This is a genomic window from Psychrobacter sp. APC 3426 (assembly GCF_030408035.1).
GTDB lineage: Bacteria > Pseudomonadota > Gammaproteobacteria > Pseudomonadales > Moraxellaceae > Psychrobacter.
In genome coordinates this window covers 16,535-33,266 of sequence record NZ_JASDCF010000032.1, presented here as the reverse complement: position 1 = coordinate 33,266, position 16,732 = coordinate 16,535, and the positions used below count along the sequence as shown (strand labels likewise).

General features: G+C 42.9%; 13 protein-coding genes and 1 rRNA gene. 10 read left to right on the top strand and 4 right to left on the bottom strand.

Features of this window, described 5'->3' with window-relative positions:
- The 7 genes from rrf to tnpB form a co-directional block, all read left to right on the top strand.
- Positions 1–98, top strand: a 5S ribosomal RNA gene (rrf, locus tag QL919_RS12660); the annotation flags it as partial.
- A 350-nt stretch (positions 99–448) separates the two neighbouring features.
- Positions 449–1,507 (top strand): TRAP transporter substrate-binding protein, encoded by a 1,059-nt coding sequence (locus tag QL919_RS12655; RefSeq protein WP_290189842.1) that lies wholly within the window; start codon positions 449–451, stop codon positions 1,505–1,507.
- A gap of 17 nt (positions 1,508–1,524) precedes the next feature.
- Entirely contained in the window at positions 1,525–2,052 is a 528-nt protein-coding gene (locus tag QL919_RS12650; protein WP_290189841.1) for a TRAP transporter small permease subunit, read from the top strand.
- Positions 2,049–3,338 (top strand): TRAP transporter large permease, encoded by a 1,290-nt coding sequence (locus QL919_RS12645; protein ID WP_290189840.1) that lies wholly within the window; start codon positions 2,049–2,051, stop codon positions 3,336–3,338. Before QL919_RS12650 ends, QL919_RS12645 begins: the two co-directional genes overlap by 4 nt.
- A gap of 348 nt (positions 3,339–3,686) precedes the next feature.
- Complete coding sequence (locus QL919_RS12640; RefSeq protein ID WP_290189839.1) at positions 3,687–4,736, top strand: 5'-nucleotidase; 1,050 nt, start codon at positions 3,687–3,689, stop codon at positions 4,734–4,736.
- Positions 4,737–4,775: 39 nt separating this feature from the next.
- A complete protein-coding gene (locus QL919_RS12635; RefSeq protein ID WP_290189838.1) occupies positions 4,776–5,381 on the top strand; it encodes a rhomboid family intramembrane serine protease in 606 nt (201 codons plus the stop codon).
- Between the two features lie 198 nt (positions 5,382–5,579).
- On the top strand, positions 5,580–6,731 hold the full coding sequence (tnpB, locus tag QL919_RS12630) for an IS200/IS605 family element RNA-guided endonuclease TnpB (RefSeq protein ID WP_290189837.1): 1,152 nt from the start codon (positions 5,580–5,582) through the stop codon (positions 6,729–6,731).
- A gap of 86 nt (positions 6,732–6,817) precedes the next feature.
- Here the strand turns inward: tnpB and QL919_RS12625 are convergent, their stop codons facing one another.
- The 3 genes from QL919_RS12625 to QL919_RS12615 all read right to left on the bottom strand — a co-directional run bounded on the left by QL919_RS12625 (position 6,818) and on the right by QL919_RS12615 (position 9,694).
- On the bottom strand, positions 6,818–7,363 hold the full coding sequence (locus tag QL919_RS12625; RefSeq protein ID WP_290189836.1) for a hypothetical protein: 546 nt from the start codon (positions 7,361–7,363) through the stop codon (positions 6,818–6,820).
- A gap of 197 nt (positions 7,364–7,560) precedes the next feature.
- Positions 7,561–9,429 carry a sodium:solute symporter family protein gene (locus tag QL919_RS12620; protein ID WP_290189835.1) on the bottom strand — a complete coding sequence of 623 codons (1,869 nt, stop codon included), beginning with the start codon at positions 9,427–9,429 and terminating at the stop codon, positions 7,561–7,563.
- Between the two features lie 4 nt (positions 9,430–9,433).
- Positions 9,434–9,694, bottom strand: a complete 261-nt coding sequence (locus tag QL919_RS12615; protein WP_290189834.1) for a DUF4212 domain-containing protein — start codon at positions 9,692–9,694, stop codon at positions 9,434–9,436.
- 910 nt (positions 9,695–10,604) lie between these two features.
- Between QL919_RS12615 and QL919_RS12610 the strand changes: the two genes are divergently transcribed.
- Positions 10,605–12,101 carry an alanine/glycine:cation symporter family protein gene (locus QL919_RS12610; RefSeq protein ID WP_290189833.1) on the top strand — a complete coding sequence of 499 codons (1,497 nt, stop codon included), beginning with the start codon at positions 10,605–10,607 and terminating at the stop codon, positions 12,099–12,101.
- 121 nt (positions 12,102–12,222) lie between these two features.
- Here QL919_RS12610 and QL919_RS12605 read toward each other — a convergent pair whose 3' ends face one another.
- A complete protein-coding gene (locus tag QL919_RS12605) occupies positions 12,223–13,860 on the bottom strand; it encodes an electron transfer flavoprotein-ubiquinone oxidoreductase (protein WP_290189843.1) in 1,638 nt (545 codons plus the stop codon).
- A 607-nt stretch (positions 13,861–14,467) separates the two neighbouring features.
- On the opposite strand from QL919_RS12605, the gene QL919_RS12600 reads away from it, so the two are divergent.
- Both QL919_RS12600 and murI read left to right on the top strand, forming a co-directional pair.
- Positions 14,468–15,205: a DUF1285 domain-containing protein gene (locus QL919_RS12600; RefSeq protein ID WP_290189832.1), complete on the top strand. Its 738-nt coding sequence runs from the start codon at positions 14,468–14,470 to the stop codon at positions 15,203–15,205.
- Between the two features lie 190 nt (positions 15,206–15,395).
- Positions 15,396–16,481: a glutamate racemase gene (gene murI / locus QL919_RS12595; protein ID WP_290189831.1), complete on the top strand. Its 1,086-nt coding sequence runs from the start codon at positions 15,396–15,398 to the stop codon at positions 16,479–16,481.
- Positions 16,482–16,732: the final 251 nt, after the last annotated feature.

The window sequence follows — 16,732 nt, the reverse complement described above, 5'->3', positions numbered from 1 at the left end:
GATGGCACCACCTGATCCCTTCCCGAACTCAGAAGTGAAACATCATCGCGCCAATGGTAGTGTGGCCCCGGCCATGTGAGAGTAGGTCATCGTCAGCTCTCTATTCTAAAAGTAAAACCCCCTTGGCGTAATCGCTAAGGGGGTTTTCTTTTGTGTTGAGCATTTTACTTTTAGTCGCACTTTTTTGTATTTTGCTGGATATTTAATGATTAATAAAGTAATAATACAGTTAGTGCAGCTTTATTGGTGCACATTTATAAAGTTTACTCGGCAATTTATTAATGACGTATACGTTCAAAATGATTTGACTTATATCATTATAGCTGCTAATTTTAAACGGTATTTTTAGTACTACCTTGAAACAACGGTGTTTATATCTTACAGATATTTCAAGAACATACTAAATATAGGTTTATCTCCCACTCATAATTATCAAAAGGAATTGATAATGAAGTTAGCTCCTCTTTTCTCAATTGGTGCATTGGCCGCCATTAGCCTTTTAGGCTGCTCAAATCAATCTGCTGACACTACTGATGGTGCAACAGCGAATTCTGAAGAAACCACTGTTCTGCGTTTTTCACATTTTTGGCCAGCAACTTCTTCAATTAGTACAGAAGTCTTCGAGCCTTGGGCGAAACAGATAGAAACAGATTCTAACGGCCGCCTTAAGGTTGAGCTATACCCTTCAGCGGGTCTTGCAAAAGCGGATGTGACTTATGAATCTGCAGCAAAAGGTACGATAGATATTGGTTCACAAGCGCATGGTTATACCAATGGACGATTCCCTTTGACTCAAATCACTGAGCTTCCTGGTTTATCAAACTCAGCCACTCAAATGGGCTGTATGCTTCAAACGCTTTATGACGATGGCACCCTTGCTGGTGAGTATGAAGACTCGCATCTATTGTTTATGTATGGTGCTGGACCAGGCTCTCTACACACGACGGATAAGCTCATTCGTACGCCTGAAGACATGAAAGGGATGCGTATTCGTCGTCCTTCTGCAGTCGCTGGTGATATTATTGAAAGCGCAGGTGCGTCACCTGTAGGATTACCTGCTAATGATATGTACACGTCACTACAACGCGGTGTCGTCGATGGTTTGAGTTTCCCTTGGGAGGCCGTAACTGCCTTTAAAATCGATGAAATCACTAAATATCACACCAACATTCCTTTCTATAGTTCAGCCCTGATGGTTACGATGAATAAGGACAAATACGAAGCTTTACCTGATGATTTAAAGCAAGTTCTTGATAAAAACTCAGGTATGGCACTTGCCAACAAGGTCGGTGAAGTATTTGATAAGCATGATCAGATGGCAATACAAACTGCTAAAGATAAAGGTGACGAAATTATAGAAATTCCTGATCCGCTTAACGACCCAGATTGGAAGGGTCCACTTGAAAGAGGAACAAATAAATATCTTGCTGATGTCAATGCTTTAGGTTTAGACGCAGATGCTGTTTATGAAAAAGCCAAAGCAGCTAGTGCCGCTTGTAAGGTTTAACTTAGAGGAGTTGTCGCATGGCCTACTTGGTCAAAATCAGCACACTCATTTCAAGGTTATGTCAGTTCATCGGTGGCGTCAGTCTTATCATCATTGTTCTGACAACCATGTTGGATGTCACTGCTCGCTATGTCTTCAAGCTCACTGGTGGTGAGTTTGGTTTTACCGTCAAGGGCAGTGTAGAAATTGTCTCTTACTTCATGCTATTTGCCTTGCTGGCGGCCTTTGCCGCCTTTGTTGAGCGCTCACAAATTATCGTTGATGTATTCACCCAAAAGATGCCCCAGGCCATAAAAGGTTACATGATGGGCACCTTTATGATGGGCTTCTTTGTCATCGGTGTCATCTTTTCATGGGGACTCTTTGAGAGTGCCGTTGATGCTATAGAGTACGGTAAAGTTACCCAAGACCTTCGTGTATCGATGATGCCTATTTATGCGTTTAGTGCTGTCATAAGTCTATTACTTGCCATCCGCTCCTTGATTGAATCTATTAATATCTTTAAAACAGGTGAGTTTTTTGACGCTGAGGAGACAGGCGCATGAGTCCAGAAATTATTGGTGCCATTGGCTTAATTGTTATGATTCTCCTGGTTGTTTTGCGAGTGCCAGTAGCACTTGCTATGCTGGGTGTTGGCTTGGTTGGTTTTGGTGCTGTGACTGCACCCAGTGGTGCTTTGCAGATGCTGAAGGATATTCCGGTGGATGTCCTAGCAAAATACGATTTTAGTGCTATTCCGTTATTTATCTTAATGGGGGTTTTTGCCACCCATTCAGGCATGGCAGGCAAACTGTTTGAAGCGACCCGAACCATATTTGGTGGAGTGAGGGGGAGTTTAGGTATTGCCGGTATTGGTTCCTCCGGCATCTTTGCCTCCATTTCAGGCTCGTCTTTAGCCACGGCCTCTACCATGACTAAAGTTGCGCTGCCGCAGATGGAAAAGTATGGTTATCAACCAGGCTTTGCTTGCGGTATTTTAGCTGCAGGCGGTACCTTAGGTATTATGATTCCGCCAAGTATTGCTTTGCTTGTTTATGCCATCCTAACGCAGCAGTCGGTTGGTGACATGTTCATTGCCGGTTTCTTACCTGGTATTTTAGGCATGGTCATGTACTCGATTACTGTGATGATAATGGTGCGTTGGAAGCCTCACTTAGCACGTCGCGGCGAGTCGACCTCTTGGAAAGAAAAGCTGCTTTCACTAACCGGACTTATTCCTTTTAGCTTTATCTTTATTGTGATTATTGCTGGTATCTTCTTCGGATTGTTTACGCCAACAGAAGGTGCTGCAGTTGGGGCTTTTGTTTCTTGGGCCTATGCTTTCGCTAAAGGCATGCGTATGAAGGGGCTTAAACAGTCGCTCATTGAGACCCTAGCATTATCAGCCGTGGTGTTTTTTATGCTACTGGGCGCGGAAGCCTTGGGTTATTTTATTTCGGTTTCGCGCTTATCTTATACGTTAGCAAGTTGGATAGGCACATTGGCTGTCAGTCCGATGGTGGTACTCATTTGCATCTTAATCATGTACTTCCTTTTGGGACTGTTCATGGATGCTTTAGCAATGTTGGTGATTACCATTCCAGTGGTATATCCAATCATCGTAGCGCTAGGGTTTGATCCAGTATGGTTCGGTATTATTGCTGTATTGACAGTAGAGCTTGGGTTGATTACACCGCCGATGGGAATGAATATCTTTGTGATTAAGGCAATGGCACCGCATATCAAGCTGTCTGATATGTTTAGAGGGGTGGCACCATTCATTGTCTCCGATGTCATTCGACTGGTCATTTTAGTAGCGTTCCCTGCCATCTCTTTAGTATTATTATCTTAGGTTTTATTAAGTATTATTAATAAAAGGGTAAAGGTGGGATAACTGGATAAATTTTTAAGGTTCATCTTAAGCATCAGTTTTTGATAGGAAAGGTCATATTGTTTTTATAACAATGTGGCCTTTTTTATGGACAAAGCGATGGTCAGTTTCATAAATGTTAAGTTGGATATAAGCGTTATATAACCTCCATGGCATTAGATATCTAGAACCATAAATGATATCGATGTTCTCATCAATTGAGCTTTAGTAAGGTAATTCATAATAACTTTTCTTATCATTATTAAGGCTGGGTAATGTAGTAAACTGGTTGGCATTCATTTTATACAGTATTTATAAGTAGAGAGAGTCATGGCCGTTGATTTTAGTAACACGCTGATCGTCGCAATTTCTGCAACTGCGCTATTTGATTTATCGGAATCTGAGAGTCACCTATTACAGTTGCTACAGCAGCGTCCTGATAGCGCTATCAAAGAGTTTCGCGATTATATGACTGAGCGTGAAAATGAGCCTTTGGCGATAGGGGCAGGCTATCCTTTGATTCAGGCTCTATTAAACCTCAATGAATATTGTAATGATTGTCCAGAGAAAGATGGGGAGCTCGAAGCACCTTTGGTAGAAGTGGTTATCGTCTCAAAAAGTAGTCCCGATACTGGCATTCAAGTGCTCAATGCTATTCTTGATCATGGTATCAATATCTCGCGTTCCGCATTTATATCAGGAAGTCCTATTGCTCCCTACATTGAGGATTTCAATGTGGATTTATTTTTGACCACCAATCGTGAAGATGCACAGCAAGTTGCCGATGCCAATATCTGTGCTTGTGCGATACTTGATGCAACGCCAGTCAATACCTATGAGCTTGACACCGAGCAGCTTCGTATTGCTTTCGATGGTGATGCGGTGTTGTTTGATGATTCGGGTGAGCTGCTATATAAGCAAAAAGGTCTGCGTGCTTTTCACGATCGTGAGGCAGAAATGCGTGACTTACCCATTGAAAAAGGACCTTATGCGGAGCTGTTAATTAAGCTGTCAAATCTACAAGAGCGTCTGCCAGCAGGTCTCAAATACTCTCCTATAAAAATAGCATTAGTAACCGCTCGTAACGCACCTGCCGATTTGCGTGCCATTAAGACATTGCGAGAGTGGGGTGTGAATGTTGATATGGCATTTTTTTTGGGTGGTTTAGAAAAAACAGCCGTGCTTAGAACATTTGCGCCACACATTTTTTTCGATGATTCTATAAAGCATATCGATGCAGCGCGTCGTTTTATTCCTACTGCGTTAGTGCCTTATCATTCAACTTCGCTATTACATGGTGATAGCTATCTGACTGCCGATAAGGAGGCTGAGCTGCTGTTTAAGCCAATGGAACCATCACTTTTTGCTACAGACCATTAACTTACGTCTAAAAACTGGCTTAAAAGGATAAGGTTTTATATGAATTGGCAGCAATTACTGACTCTAATTACAGTAAGAATAAAGCAGGTTATTGGGTTATATGCATTTGTATTAATACCAATGTGGGGCATGTATTTTCTAAACGAAATAGTGCTGTTTGGATTATGGAATATCTTTGGCATTGTGCCGCGCGCCTTAGACCTGGGTAGTATGATTGGCGTATTTGCCTCTTGGACCATGCATGGCAATTTTTCCCATCTGATGGGCAATACCCTGACATTATTACAAATTTTATTCTTATTTGGGTTGTTTGAGAAGAATGCTTATCGCACGGTATTGAAACTGGTCATTGCTTCTGGACTGGTTACATGGATTCTTGGCTCACCTTCTTCTATTCATATTGGCGCATCAGGGCTATGTTTTGCGATGCTCGGTTACATGATAGGCGGAGCCGTATTTGCAAGGCGTTGGGGTTATCTGATAGCTTGTATTGTGATGGGGACTGGCTATTGGTTGACCATCAAGCAAGGATTGATGCCGCAACAAGGCATCTCGTTTGCAGCGCACTTTGGCGGTCTATGTGCTGGACTTTTACTAGGTGCTAACTCAAAACATACTTACTCAGCAAAAGCCACGCGCTATTAGATATATACATAATATAAGTGCTTGGGGTAATCAGGTGCAGACATGCCCTAGTATGTATAGGGGCTTTTTAGTCAATTGCTCTGATTGCCCCATTTTTGCTCCTATTTACAGCAGTTTTAACATTTTCAGCGCGGAATTCCCCTACTTCTAAAGTAGAGGGATGAATGCGTCAGACTTTTGATATGGTAAAATAGCTTCATGCCAAAACAAATCCTAAAAGCCCATAAAGTAAGATTATACCCCAATGAAGAACAGCAAGTATTCTTTGCCAAATCATTCGGCTGCACACGCTTTATCTGGAATAGGATGCTTAGTGACAAGGTTGATCATTACAACGAGCATAAGACCGAGCTTAAAAACACTCCTGCTCACTATAAAAAAGAATTTGAATGGCTCAAAGAAGTCAATAGCCTGGCACTGGCTAACGTACAGCAAAACCTTCGGACGGCTTACAGTAAGTTTTTCAAGCAAGGCGCAGGCTTCCCAAAATTCAAGAAAAAAGGAATTAAGGATAGTTATACGACTAATAACCAAAAGGGCACAGTGGCGATCACAGACAGCACTGTCAAACTGCCTAAAATAGATCACATCAACGCTAAATTTCCAAGCAAGGTAAATGGCTTAATAAAATCAGCGACAATCAGCCGCACCCCATCAGGCAAGTACTATGTCAGTCTATTGGTTGAAACCATCGCTACAACACTGCCAAAAACTCACTCAAAAATAGGCATTGATTTAGGACTGACCGACTTTATCGTCTTATCAGATGGCAGCAAAGTTGCTAATCCTAAGTTTCTATCTAAGCTGCAACATAAGCTTGCGCGAGAGCAAAAAATATTAACCAAACGTAGAGCCGTTGCTAAAGCAGATCAACGCAAACTCAGTGACAGCCGCAACTATCAAAAGCAAAAAGTTAAAGTCGCTAAGGTCTATGAGAAAATAACCAATGCCCGAAAAGACTTTCTGCATAAGCTATCACTCAGTCTCATCAAAAACCACGATGTGATTGCGATTGAGGACTTAAACGTCAAAGGCATGGTTAAGAATAGAAAGTTATCTAAAGCCATATCAGACAGCTCATGGTCAACCTTCACCACCATGCTGAACTACAAGGCTGAATGGTACGGTAAAGCGCTAATCAAGGTTGATAGATGGTATCCATCTTCTAAGACCTGCTCAGGCTGTGGTCACTTACTGACTAAGGCTGAGCTACCATTACAGGTGAGATCATGGAGTTGCCCCAGCTGCTTGCAATCCAACGATAGAGACATCAACGCCAGTATCAATATCCTAAACGAAGGACTAAGGCTGGCAACACTCAAAACCGTCGGTGCGACGGGGTTAGCTTAGTCCATTTGCCTAACCGCTGATACAAAACATCGTATCAAGTATGGGTATTACCTAAGAAACCGCCACCTCTTTAGGTGGTGGGTAGTTCATAGTCTATCCTCACAGACATTGGTAAATAGCGGGTCATTTTTTGCCAGCTCGCGCCATGCTGTAGTCTGCTTTACGTGTTCGTCAATTGATAGCGTGCTGCCCTTTTCTGGGAATATATAATCGGCACGTGCAGGAGTAGCGCAGTCTATGACTTGCGGGATTTTCTGCACGCTTCTACGTCTTTCGAACAAATATAGATTGACCAAATATATATTTGGGTTGTCTGCTTGCACGGTAGCATTGCCTGTATCGGCTGCGATAAAGCGTAATATTTGTGGTTTAACGTAAGACCATGGGCGAAACCATGCTGTGCTTTCCGCCGTTTTTACCACTTCTATACCTTCAGGAAGCTTGCTGACTTGTTGGCCGTACCAGTTATACTCTTGATGTATTTGAAAAGCAAAAATACCAATCGCTGCAAACAGGGGAATCAGCCATTTCGGCGCACGCTTTCCTGCCAATTTAGTGAGGTGAGTTATGATGAGTGCCAGTCCAGCCATGCCAAATGCGGCGGCAATGGTAGCGATAAACTCAAAAAGCATAAAAAATCTTCCTTAATCGTTGGGTCATCTTGCTTATATCCCTAAATAAACAGACAGCTATTTATTTAGGGATATTTGCTAAAACCTAAAAGTTTTATAAAAATTCTTATAATAGTACTGAGATAAAAAATCACCCACAAGCAGCGACTGCCTGTGAGTGATATATAGTAACAGAAGATATATCATCCTTCGTAAGATTAATGGTCGACTGCACCACCAGCACCGCGTGGCGAACGAACACTTTCAACCAATTCTTGAATGTGCAGCGGTGGCGCTTTGGTCGCATAAGAAACAATAAAGGCGACGATAAAGTTAAGCAATGCACCAATCGCACCAAATGATAATGGTGAGATACCAAACAACCAATACTCTTCGGTATCAGGGAAGTTAGCGGTACCGCTGATGAAGAACCAACCTTTGAATACAAAGATATAAACCAAGATACTAATCAGACCTGTCAACATACCGGCGATAGCGCCAAGGTTGTTAATACGCTTAGAGAAAATACCCATCATCAATGCTGGGAACAGTGAAGCACCTGCAATACCAAAGGCTAAGGCGACCACCTGTGCGGCAAATCCTGGTGGATTGAGTCCTAACCAAGTAGCAACCACAATGGCAACACCCATGGTAATACGTGCCACTCTCAACTCACCTTTATCGGTAATGTTTGGATTAAGATTACGTTTAATCAAGTCATGACTGATGGCTGATGAGATGGCAAGTAGTAGACCAGCGGCTGTTGATAGTGCTGCTGCCAAACCACCTGCAGCGATAAGACCGATAACCCATGGTGGCAGTTGAGCGATTTCTGGGTTAGCCAATACTAAGATATCGGCGTTGACGTCTAGCTCGTTACCTGCCCAACCTGCATTGGCAAAGCGGCCATCCACTTCTAGATCATGTGCTGTGCGAGCTTCTGCTACAGCAGCAGTGGCAGCTGCAACATCTCCGCCTTCTGCTTCAGCCGTGTTGAGTGCTAGCTGAGCCGCACCCAATCCACTGTCGTTATATAACTGAATACGACCATCGTTATTTAGGTCGTTATATTTAATAAGACCCGTATCTTCCCATGTTCTCATCCAATCTGGACGCTGCTCATAAGTAAGCGCAGGCTCTTCCACACCTTGTGGATAGATCGTATCGATCAAGTTGAGACGCGCCATTGCACCCACTGCAGGGGCGGTAAAGTATAGTAATGAGATAAATACAAGGGTCCAACCCGCTGTCCAACGTGCGTCAGCGACTTTAGGAACCGTGAAAAAGCGAATGATAACGTGGGGCAGACCCGCAGTACCAATCATAAGCGATAAGGTAAACAGCACCATATTTAGCTTGTTAGGAACGTCAGCCGTATAAGCGGCAAAGCCTAAATCAGTGACTACTTGATCGAGTTTGGTTAATAAAGGAATACCTGCTTCAGTATGGTTAGAGAATAAACCAAGACCGGGAATTGGGTTGCCTGTTAACTCAAGTGAGATGAAAACTGCTGGAATGGTGTAAGCAATCATAAGAACGACGTACTGCGCAACCTGCGTGTAAGTAATCCCTTTCATACCACCAAGTACTGCGTAGAAGAATACAACCACCGCAGCGATAATAAGACCCGTGTCGTTCTCTACTTCTAAGAAGCGTGAGAAAGCAACGCCAGCACCAGTCATCTGACCGATAACATAAGTAGTCGAGGCGATAATCAAACAAACCACGGCAATCATAGCCGCTGTCTTAGAGTAGAAGCGATCACCGATAAAGTCAGGAACCGTAAACTTACCGAACTTACGTAAGTATGGCGCTAGGAGCATCGCTAGCAGTACATAGCCACCTGTCCAACCCATTAAATAGGTCGATGCACCATAACCACCAGCGGCAAGGATACCGGCCATCGAGATGAATGACGCCGCACTCATCCAGTCAGCAGCCGTTGCCATACCGTTTACGACCGGATGCACACCACCACCAGCCACATAGAATTCGCTGGTCGTACCAGCACGCGCCCAAATCGCAATACCGAAGTAGAGAGCGAAGGACAGACCCACAAAAATAATATTAATTGTAAATTGACTCATAGTGCTATTCCTCGTCTACGCCATATTGTTTATCTAGCTTATTCATACGCCACGCGTAAAAAAAGATCAAGATGATGAAGACTGCAATAGAACCTTGCTGAGCAAACCAGAAACCTAGATCAGTACCGCCGATTCTAATGCCTGCTAACAGAGGACGCAAAAGAATAGCAAAACCATAAGAAACTAGTGCCCAAATGGCTAGGCTACCTAGGATGAGACGGACATTGGCACGCCAATAACCGGATGGATCGTTGTGATTTTCCATGGAACAACTCCTTTTGTCTTGCCTGAAACATCACTGTCAGTCTAAGCTTATAAATCATGTGGTTTAGCACTTATCGATTGCAACGATATTAAATCTATAGCAAAAATTTGCTAGATAGACTGCTATTACCAAATGATTAAAACGATTGCGAAAACACCAACAATAACAAATAGGCTTTGACCGTTTTTTATCCCTTAAAGCGTTATAAAAAATCGGTATGTGCTACTTTATAAAATAAGCGTTATCAAAAGTGACAGGTTCTATGTATGGCAGCATATGCGACTCATCAAAAACTGTTTATGTAAAGACAATGATTAGATGGGCGAATATGAGACTGGTCACTTTTAATAAAGCTGTCTTATAAGAAGGAAAACGTCTATCGAGGAAGAGATGGAGAGGGTAGGACAATCCGCTGTCTTTTTCACACTCTTGTCTTCCTGACAAGCATTTTAATACTTCTAACAATCAAGATATTCAAATCAAAAATATTTATGCTGAAAAATGAATATTAGGGTTTGTGAGTATCTATAACATTATTTTATCAATATTAAATACACATAACCATAAACAAATCAGCATGCATTTTTTGAATTATATAAAAATTAGTATGACGAACAATGTTTCGATGACTAACGTTACTGAAATAGTACGATAATGGTCTAATTTATGCTGTTAAATTGTTACTTAATACATTCTATAGGATATCAACCCTTAGTAACATTTATTTGAAAAATAAAGTTATAAAGTTAATAACCGAACGTGATACTTATTAGTGGTTCAATATCTATAAAATGCACATGATAATTTGGTATCAGGCATTTGCTACGTTTCATTAAGAGCTTAATTGACCAAAACAAGATATCAATTCGACAGACAAGCAAGACAGATAAAGTGTTAATAAGGAGTCAGTATGAATGACGGGATAGCAGGCTGGTTTAATGGCATCGTGAATTACGGTGTTAGTATTATTTGGGGTAATAACGACTGGTTGATTGCTAATAACCCTTGGTATGGACTACTGATGTTCGTGCTTATCGGCGCCGGTCTTTATTTCACTGTTGCGACACGTTTTATTCAGTTTCGCCACTTTGGTCATATGTGGAAACTATTGCGTGTATCCAACCAAGGACGCAAAGATGGTGGCATCAGCTCGTTTGAAGCTTTGATGACCTCGTTGGCAGCGCGCGTCGGTACGGGTAACTTGGCAGGGGTGGCGATTGCCATTTACCTCGGTGGTCCAGGTGCGGTGTTTTGGATGTGGATGACAGCGATTGTCGGTATGTCGACCAGTTTTATCGAATCAACTTTGGCACAAGCATACAAAGTACCGCATAACGATAACGTCTATCGTGGTGGACCGGCTTATTATATTGAAAAAGGTTTGGGCAAACGCTGGCTGGCGATATTTTTCTCATTGTGTTTGTTGGTGGCGTTCGGTTTAGCGTTTAATGGCGTGCAGTCAAATACGATTGCACAGGCAACCAATGAAGCTTTTGGTATCCCAACATGGATGACAGGTGCCGTACTGGTTGCCTTGGTAGCACCAGTGGTATTCGGCGGTTTGCGTTCGGTTGCTCGTATTGCGGGTAAAATCGTACCAGTGATGGCGATTTTATATATCTTATTGGCATTATTCATTATCGTGACTAACTTTAGCCAGTTCCCAGCAGCGATTGCCTTGATTGTAAAATCAGCATTTGGTTTTGAGCAGGCAGCAGGCGGTGTTATTGGTTATGGTATTGCTCAAGCAATGATCAACGGTATCAAGCGCGGTCTCTTCTCTAACGAAGCGGGTATGGGTTCAGCACCTAATGCGGCAGCAACGGCAAAAAGCCATCCCGACCATCCAGCAGTGCAAGGGTTTATGCAAATGCTGGGCGTCTTTATGGACACGCTTATTATTTGTACGGCAACCGCATCCATCATTATCTTATCTGGTGTGGTCGATCCTAATGTTGAGCAAGAAGGTATTCAGCTCACTCAGTTGGCGCTGTCACAATATGTTGGTGACTTGGGTGTGGTGTTCGTTGCCATTGCTATTTTCTTCTTCTCCTTCACCTCCATTATCGCCAACTACAGTTATGGTGAGTCGAATCTCGAATTTATCTCTGGTGCCAAGAACGCCAAAGTGATGATTATGATATTCCGCTTTATGGTATTGGGTATGGTGTTTATCGGCGCAATTGCTAGCCTTCCTGCGATATGGAACTTTGCTGACTTATCAATGGGTTTGATGGCTCTAGTCAACTTAGTGGCTATTTTATTGTTGTCTCCCGTTGCCCTTAGAATACTGCGTGACTATGAGCGTCAAGTAAAAGAGGGTAAAACAGGTGATCAGATTAAGTTTGACCCTGATGACTTTGTGAAACTAAAAGATGAAGCCAACCGTGATGCTTGGACAGATTAAGATTGTGTATTCATCATTGAGCTATTAGATGTATAACCACAAAAAGACCGCCCTTTAATAAGGGCGGTCTTTTATTGCAGAACAATTAATCATTTAGAGCAACCGTTATCTCAAACGTGGTTTACATGTTTGGATAGTTAGGACCACCGCCGCCTTCTGGCGTTACCCAGGTAATGTTCTGTGAAGGATCTTTGATATCACAGGTCTTACAGTGGACGCAGTTTTGCGCATTAATAACAAATTTAGCACCTTCCGCGTCTTTTACCACTTCATAAACGCCAGCTGGGCAATACAGGCGAGCAGGCTCAGCATATAGTGGTAAATTGATAGAGATAGGCACTGTTGAGTCAGTCAATTTCAAATGCGTTGGTTGGTCTTCAGCATGGTTGGTGTTCGAGACAAATACTGACGACAGTTTATCAAATACCAGCTTGCCATCAGGCTTGAGGTAAGTTGGCTGATAAGCATGATCGGCACGCTCTAGCTGATCGTAGTCAGGAATATTGTCATGTAGGGTAAATGGCATTTTACCTTTCAACAAGTTGTGCTCGATAAAGGTAAACGCGCCACCCATAAACAGGCCCATGCGATGTATCGCAGGCGAGAAGTTACGCGACTCATAGTTGTCTTGGTACAGCCATGACTCTTTGTACATAGTGGTATAAGCCACTACTTCGTCATGTTGACGGTCAGCTTGTAATGCTTCAAAAATTGCCTCAGCAGCTAGCATGCCTGACTTCATAGAAGTATGCGTGCCTTTAATCTTGGCAGGGTTCAAGAATCCCGCGTCATCACCGACCAATACGCCACCTGGGAAGGTGAACTTCGGTAGTGAGTTCAAGCCACCTTTGGTCAACGCACGTGCGCCGTAAGAGATGCGCTTACCGCCTTCTAATACGTTTTTGATCACAGGGTGGGTTTTTAGGCGCTGCATTTCATCGAATGGCGACATATATGGGTTGTGGTAAGACAAGTCAGCGACAAGACCAAAGCTGACTTGGTTATTTTCATCAAAGTATAACCACCAGCCACCAGTAGAACCTGTCTCAGTCAATGGCCAACCAAGACCATGCATGACCACACCTTGCTCGTGTTTCTCAGGCGCAACTTCCCACAGCTCTTTTAGACCAATACCGTAATGCTGAGGGTCAGAGTCTTTATCAAGACCAAAACGACTGATTAAGCGTTTGCCCAAATGACCGCGGCTACCTTCAGCGAAGATAGTGTACTTGGCAAGTAGCTCATAACCAGGCTCAAAGCTAGCCTTGGCTTCGCCACTGGCAGCGACGCCCATATCGCCAGTCAAGATACCACGTACTGAACCGTCATCATTATATAGAATGTCAGCAGCAGGGAAACCTGGGAACATCATGACTTCAAGCTCTTCAGCCTGTACGGCCAACCAACGAACGACATTGCCTAATGAAACAATGTAGTTGCCATCGTTGTGCATTGGGGCGGGAATAAGCGGGTCGGGAACCTTGGTTGAACGAGTGGCTGAATTCAAGTAGTAGAAGCGATCTTCAGTGGCTGGCACGTTTAATGGTGCGCCTTTTTCTTTCCAGTCTGGTATCAGCTCGTTTAAAGCGCGTGGCTCGATGACCGCGCCAGACAAAGTGTGAGCACCGAACTCAGAGCCTTTTTCGACCACACAAACCATAAACTCATCATTACCAGCTTCGATAGCGAGCTGACGTAGACGAATGGCAGCAGACAAACCTGCAGGACCACCACCGACGACAATGACGTCGAATTCCATTGATTCGCGCTCAATCTCAGGTTCTGCTTCGACTGGCTCGGCGACTGGCTCTTTTTCAACAGCGACTGCTGCCGCCTCTTCAGTTGGTACAGCTGCTGTCTCTTCTTTATCTAGAGTAGCGGTTTCTGTCTCTACTACTGGTGCATCAGCATTCACAGTATCACCGTCAATGACTGGCTTTTGATTGTCTTGCTCTTGCATACCTACTCCTAAACTTGTAGTGGCTTATCTCAGGGCATCATTAGCTTAACAATTGAATAATAGATTTGCGGCGCTAACGTCACTCAGACATATGGCTGCCCAATAAAAACTGGTTTTGCGGTATCAATTGACCACGTCGCTGCTGAGACCGAGTTATCCAAAGGTATCAACATACCACGCAAAATGCGTCATTAATCCAACACCCACTTGACCATTTCAATAAAAAATCGTTACTCATTATAAAAGAAAAGTCCTACAAACACGATACGCATTTATGAGTATCGATGTTAAGGTAATATTGAGGTAACGGGGCTATGATGATGATATGGTTTCATCATACCCGAAACTAAAATTTATAGTAATAACAGTTTTGCCAAACTTTGAATACTGAGTAAAGGATTATAAAATGAATAATGATAATAACATGTTCAATAATAGTCAGGAAAAAAGCGTGAAAGCCCCAAATGACGTGCCGTCTGACCTCTCTAATATGGACGCGCTGAGCCAGTATTTAAAGACAAGTGCAGGGGTGCGAGAGGGGCGAGCCATACCACCATTAGAAAAATGGCATCCTGACAATGTGGCTGATATGGATTTGGTCATTAAGGCCAATGGAGAGTGGTGGCATGAAGGCGGGCAAATGACCCGTGAGTCATTGGTCAGCTTATTTGCGACTATTCTATGGAAAGAAGAAAATAGAGGGGTGACAGAGTATTTTTTAAAGACACCCGTACAGAAAATCCGAATCCAAGTCGAAGATGCGCCGTTATTAATCAATGATGTTGGCATCGTTAATGAGGGTAATATGAGTTGGTTGGAATTTACCACCACCACAGGTGATGTCGTGCGTTTAGATGATGAGCATCCTATCACTTTAAAGGCGTATAATCCTAAAAACAGAGATGAAGTCAGTGACCGTCATGACGGCAATGCAAAATCGGAAATTGAAAACCATCATGACTCAGCAACCGAGGCGCAAATTCGCCCTTATATGCTAGTGAGAAATGGTTTAACGGCACTTATTGGCCGTAATACATTTTTTCACTTGGCAGAGATTGGCGAATTGACAGAGAAAGATGGTGAGACGTTATTAACCCTACAAAGTGGTTGGAAGTCTCATCAACTTTCCATGCCAGTTAATTAAACGGCGGTTAATCACTTAGTAATCGGTGACTGTCTATCGCTAGCACTCTATAACAATATCAATAAACGCTAGTAGTATTTAACACCCAACTCAGCACGAAGCCTCAGCACGAAGACCCAACATGAAGACCCAACATGAAGATCCAGTATGAAGACAATGATATGACTATAAAAATGGCAGTACAGTAACCATGGATATCACCGCAAATGACATGATAAATGTGGTTAAGGCGCACCCTAGTACATTTAAAATTAAAGGGACTGAAAGCTCTGTCAGTGCTAGTGTTAGTGCGACCAAAACAGATGACCAATCCGCTGCTGCTAACAGTGCTGTTATGCCAAACAATGTGATTGCAAGCAATTCTATTATCAACAATGCCATTACCAATCATAAAGACCGTCAAGCACCCATTGGACTGTTTGACTCGGGTGTTGGTGGTCTGTCGATTTATCTACATCTGGCACAGCAGCTACCCGCTGAGCGTTATGTTTACTATGCTGATACGCTCAATGTGCCTTATGGCAATCGTGATAGTGAGGATATAGAAGCGCTAACACTCACCGCAGTAGAATGGTTGTCTCAGCAAGGCTGTAAGCTTATCGTCATTGCTTGCAATAGCGCATCAGCTTATGCTTTAGAAACAGCGAGACGCAGTTATCCGCATCTGCCTATTGTTGGCTTAGTACCGGCATTGAAGCCCGCGGTATTGGCCAGTCAAAGCCATCATGTGGCAGTATTGGCGACCAAGGCCACATTAAATGGTAAATTACTCAATGATGTCATTGATGGTTTCGCTAGTCCCAACCGTACAAAGGTTACTAAGTACTTTGACCCACAGTTGGTGCCTTGGGTAGAGGCTGGCATGCCAGAACAGGATGATACCGCTCAACGTCTGCGCCACCAACTTACATTATTTGCTGATGCTGGTATTGATCAATTGGTACTGGGTTGTACTCATTATCCATTTTTCAAAGCATTTTTGTTGGCGGAGATTGCGCAGCAGCAGTTGTCGATACAGGTTGTTGATTCTGGACAGGCGATAGCAGAGAGGGTTCAGCAACTATTGGTGGCACATCAGCTTGCCGCCATTGCTAACGACAATAAAAGTGATGTTGGCGTAGAAAAAAATAACGAATCAACAGCGACACAAGAGATGTTAGGTGATGATAGTCAGTCACCATTGACTTTTTATGCCACCAAATACGATGATAAATTGGGCGTTTTAATAGAGCGATTGCTTGGCAAAGAGACGGTATTGGCATACTATTTTAAATAGACGCTACCAAAGCTGATTGTAATTGCAGTGGTTATTATTAAAGTGGTTATTGTTAAAGCACATGTTTTTAAACACCTATTGTTAAAGTGATTGCTGTTAAAGTAACTGTTATTAAAACAATGATACCGAGACTGTATGTGCCGAGCGTACTGTGACAAAAATGAATTATACGAATATGGTTAATAAGAATTTAGGGTCATAATCTCTACTCATATTGCTATAATTGAATTAATTAGGTTCATCTTTGCAAG

Excerpts from the sequence above, each read along its gene's own strand:
- QL919_RS12655 (WP_290189842.1), top strand. The coding sequence starts at position 449 with ATGAAGTTAGCTCCTCTTTTCTCAATTGGTGCATTGGCCGCCATTAGC.
- QL919_RS12650 (WP_290189841.1), top strand. The coding sequence starts at position 1,525 with ATGGCCTACTTGGTCAAAATCAGCACACTCATTTCAAGGTTATGTCAG.
- QL919_RS12645 (WP_290189840.1), top strand. The coding sequence starts at position 2,049 with ATGAGTCCAGAAATTATTGGTGCCATTGGCTTAATTGTTATGATTCTC.
- QL919_RS12640 (WP_290189839.1), top strand. The coding sequence starts at position 3,687 with ATGGCCGTTGATTTTAGTAACACGCTGATCGTCGCAATTTCTGCAACT.
- QL919_RS12635 (WP_290189838.1), top strand. The coding sequence starts at position 4,776 with ATGAATTGGCAGCAATTACTGACTCTAATTACAGTAAGAATAAAGCAG.
- tnpB (WP_290189837.1), top strand. The coding sequence starts at position 5,580 with ATGCCAAAACAAATCCTAAAAGCCCATAAAGTAAGATTATACCCCAAT.
- QL919_RS12625 (WP_290189836.1), bottom strand. The coding sequence starts at position 7,363 with ATGCTTTTTGAGTTTATCGCTACCATTGCCGCCGCATTTGGCATGGCT.
- QL919_RS12620 (WP_290189835.1), bottom strand. The coding sequence starts at position 9,429 with ATGAGTCAATTTACAATTAATATTATTTTTGTGGGTCTGTCCTTCGCT.
- QL919_RS12615 (WP_290189834.1), bottom strand. The coding sequence starts at position 9,694 with ATGGAAAATCACAACGATCCATCCGGTTATTGGCGTGCCAATGTCCGT.
- QL919_RS12610 (WP_290189833.1), top strand. The coding sequence starts at position 10,605 with ATGAATGACGGGATAGCAGGCTGGTTTAATGGCATCGTGAATTACGGT.
- QL919_RS12605 (WP_290189843.1), bottom strand. The coding sequence starts at position 13,860 with ATGGAATTCGACGTCATTGTCGTCGGTGGTGGTCCTGCAGGTTTGTCT.
- QL919_RS12600 (WP_290189832.1), top strand. The coding sequence starts at position 14,468 with ATGAATAATGATAATAACATGTTCAATAATAGTCAGGAAAAAAGCGTG.
- murI (WP_290189831.1), top strand. The coding sequence starts at position 15,396 with ATGGATATCACCGCAAATGACATGATAAATGTGGTTAAGGCGCACCCT.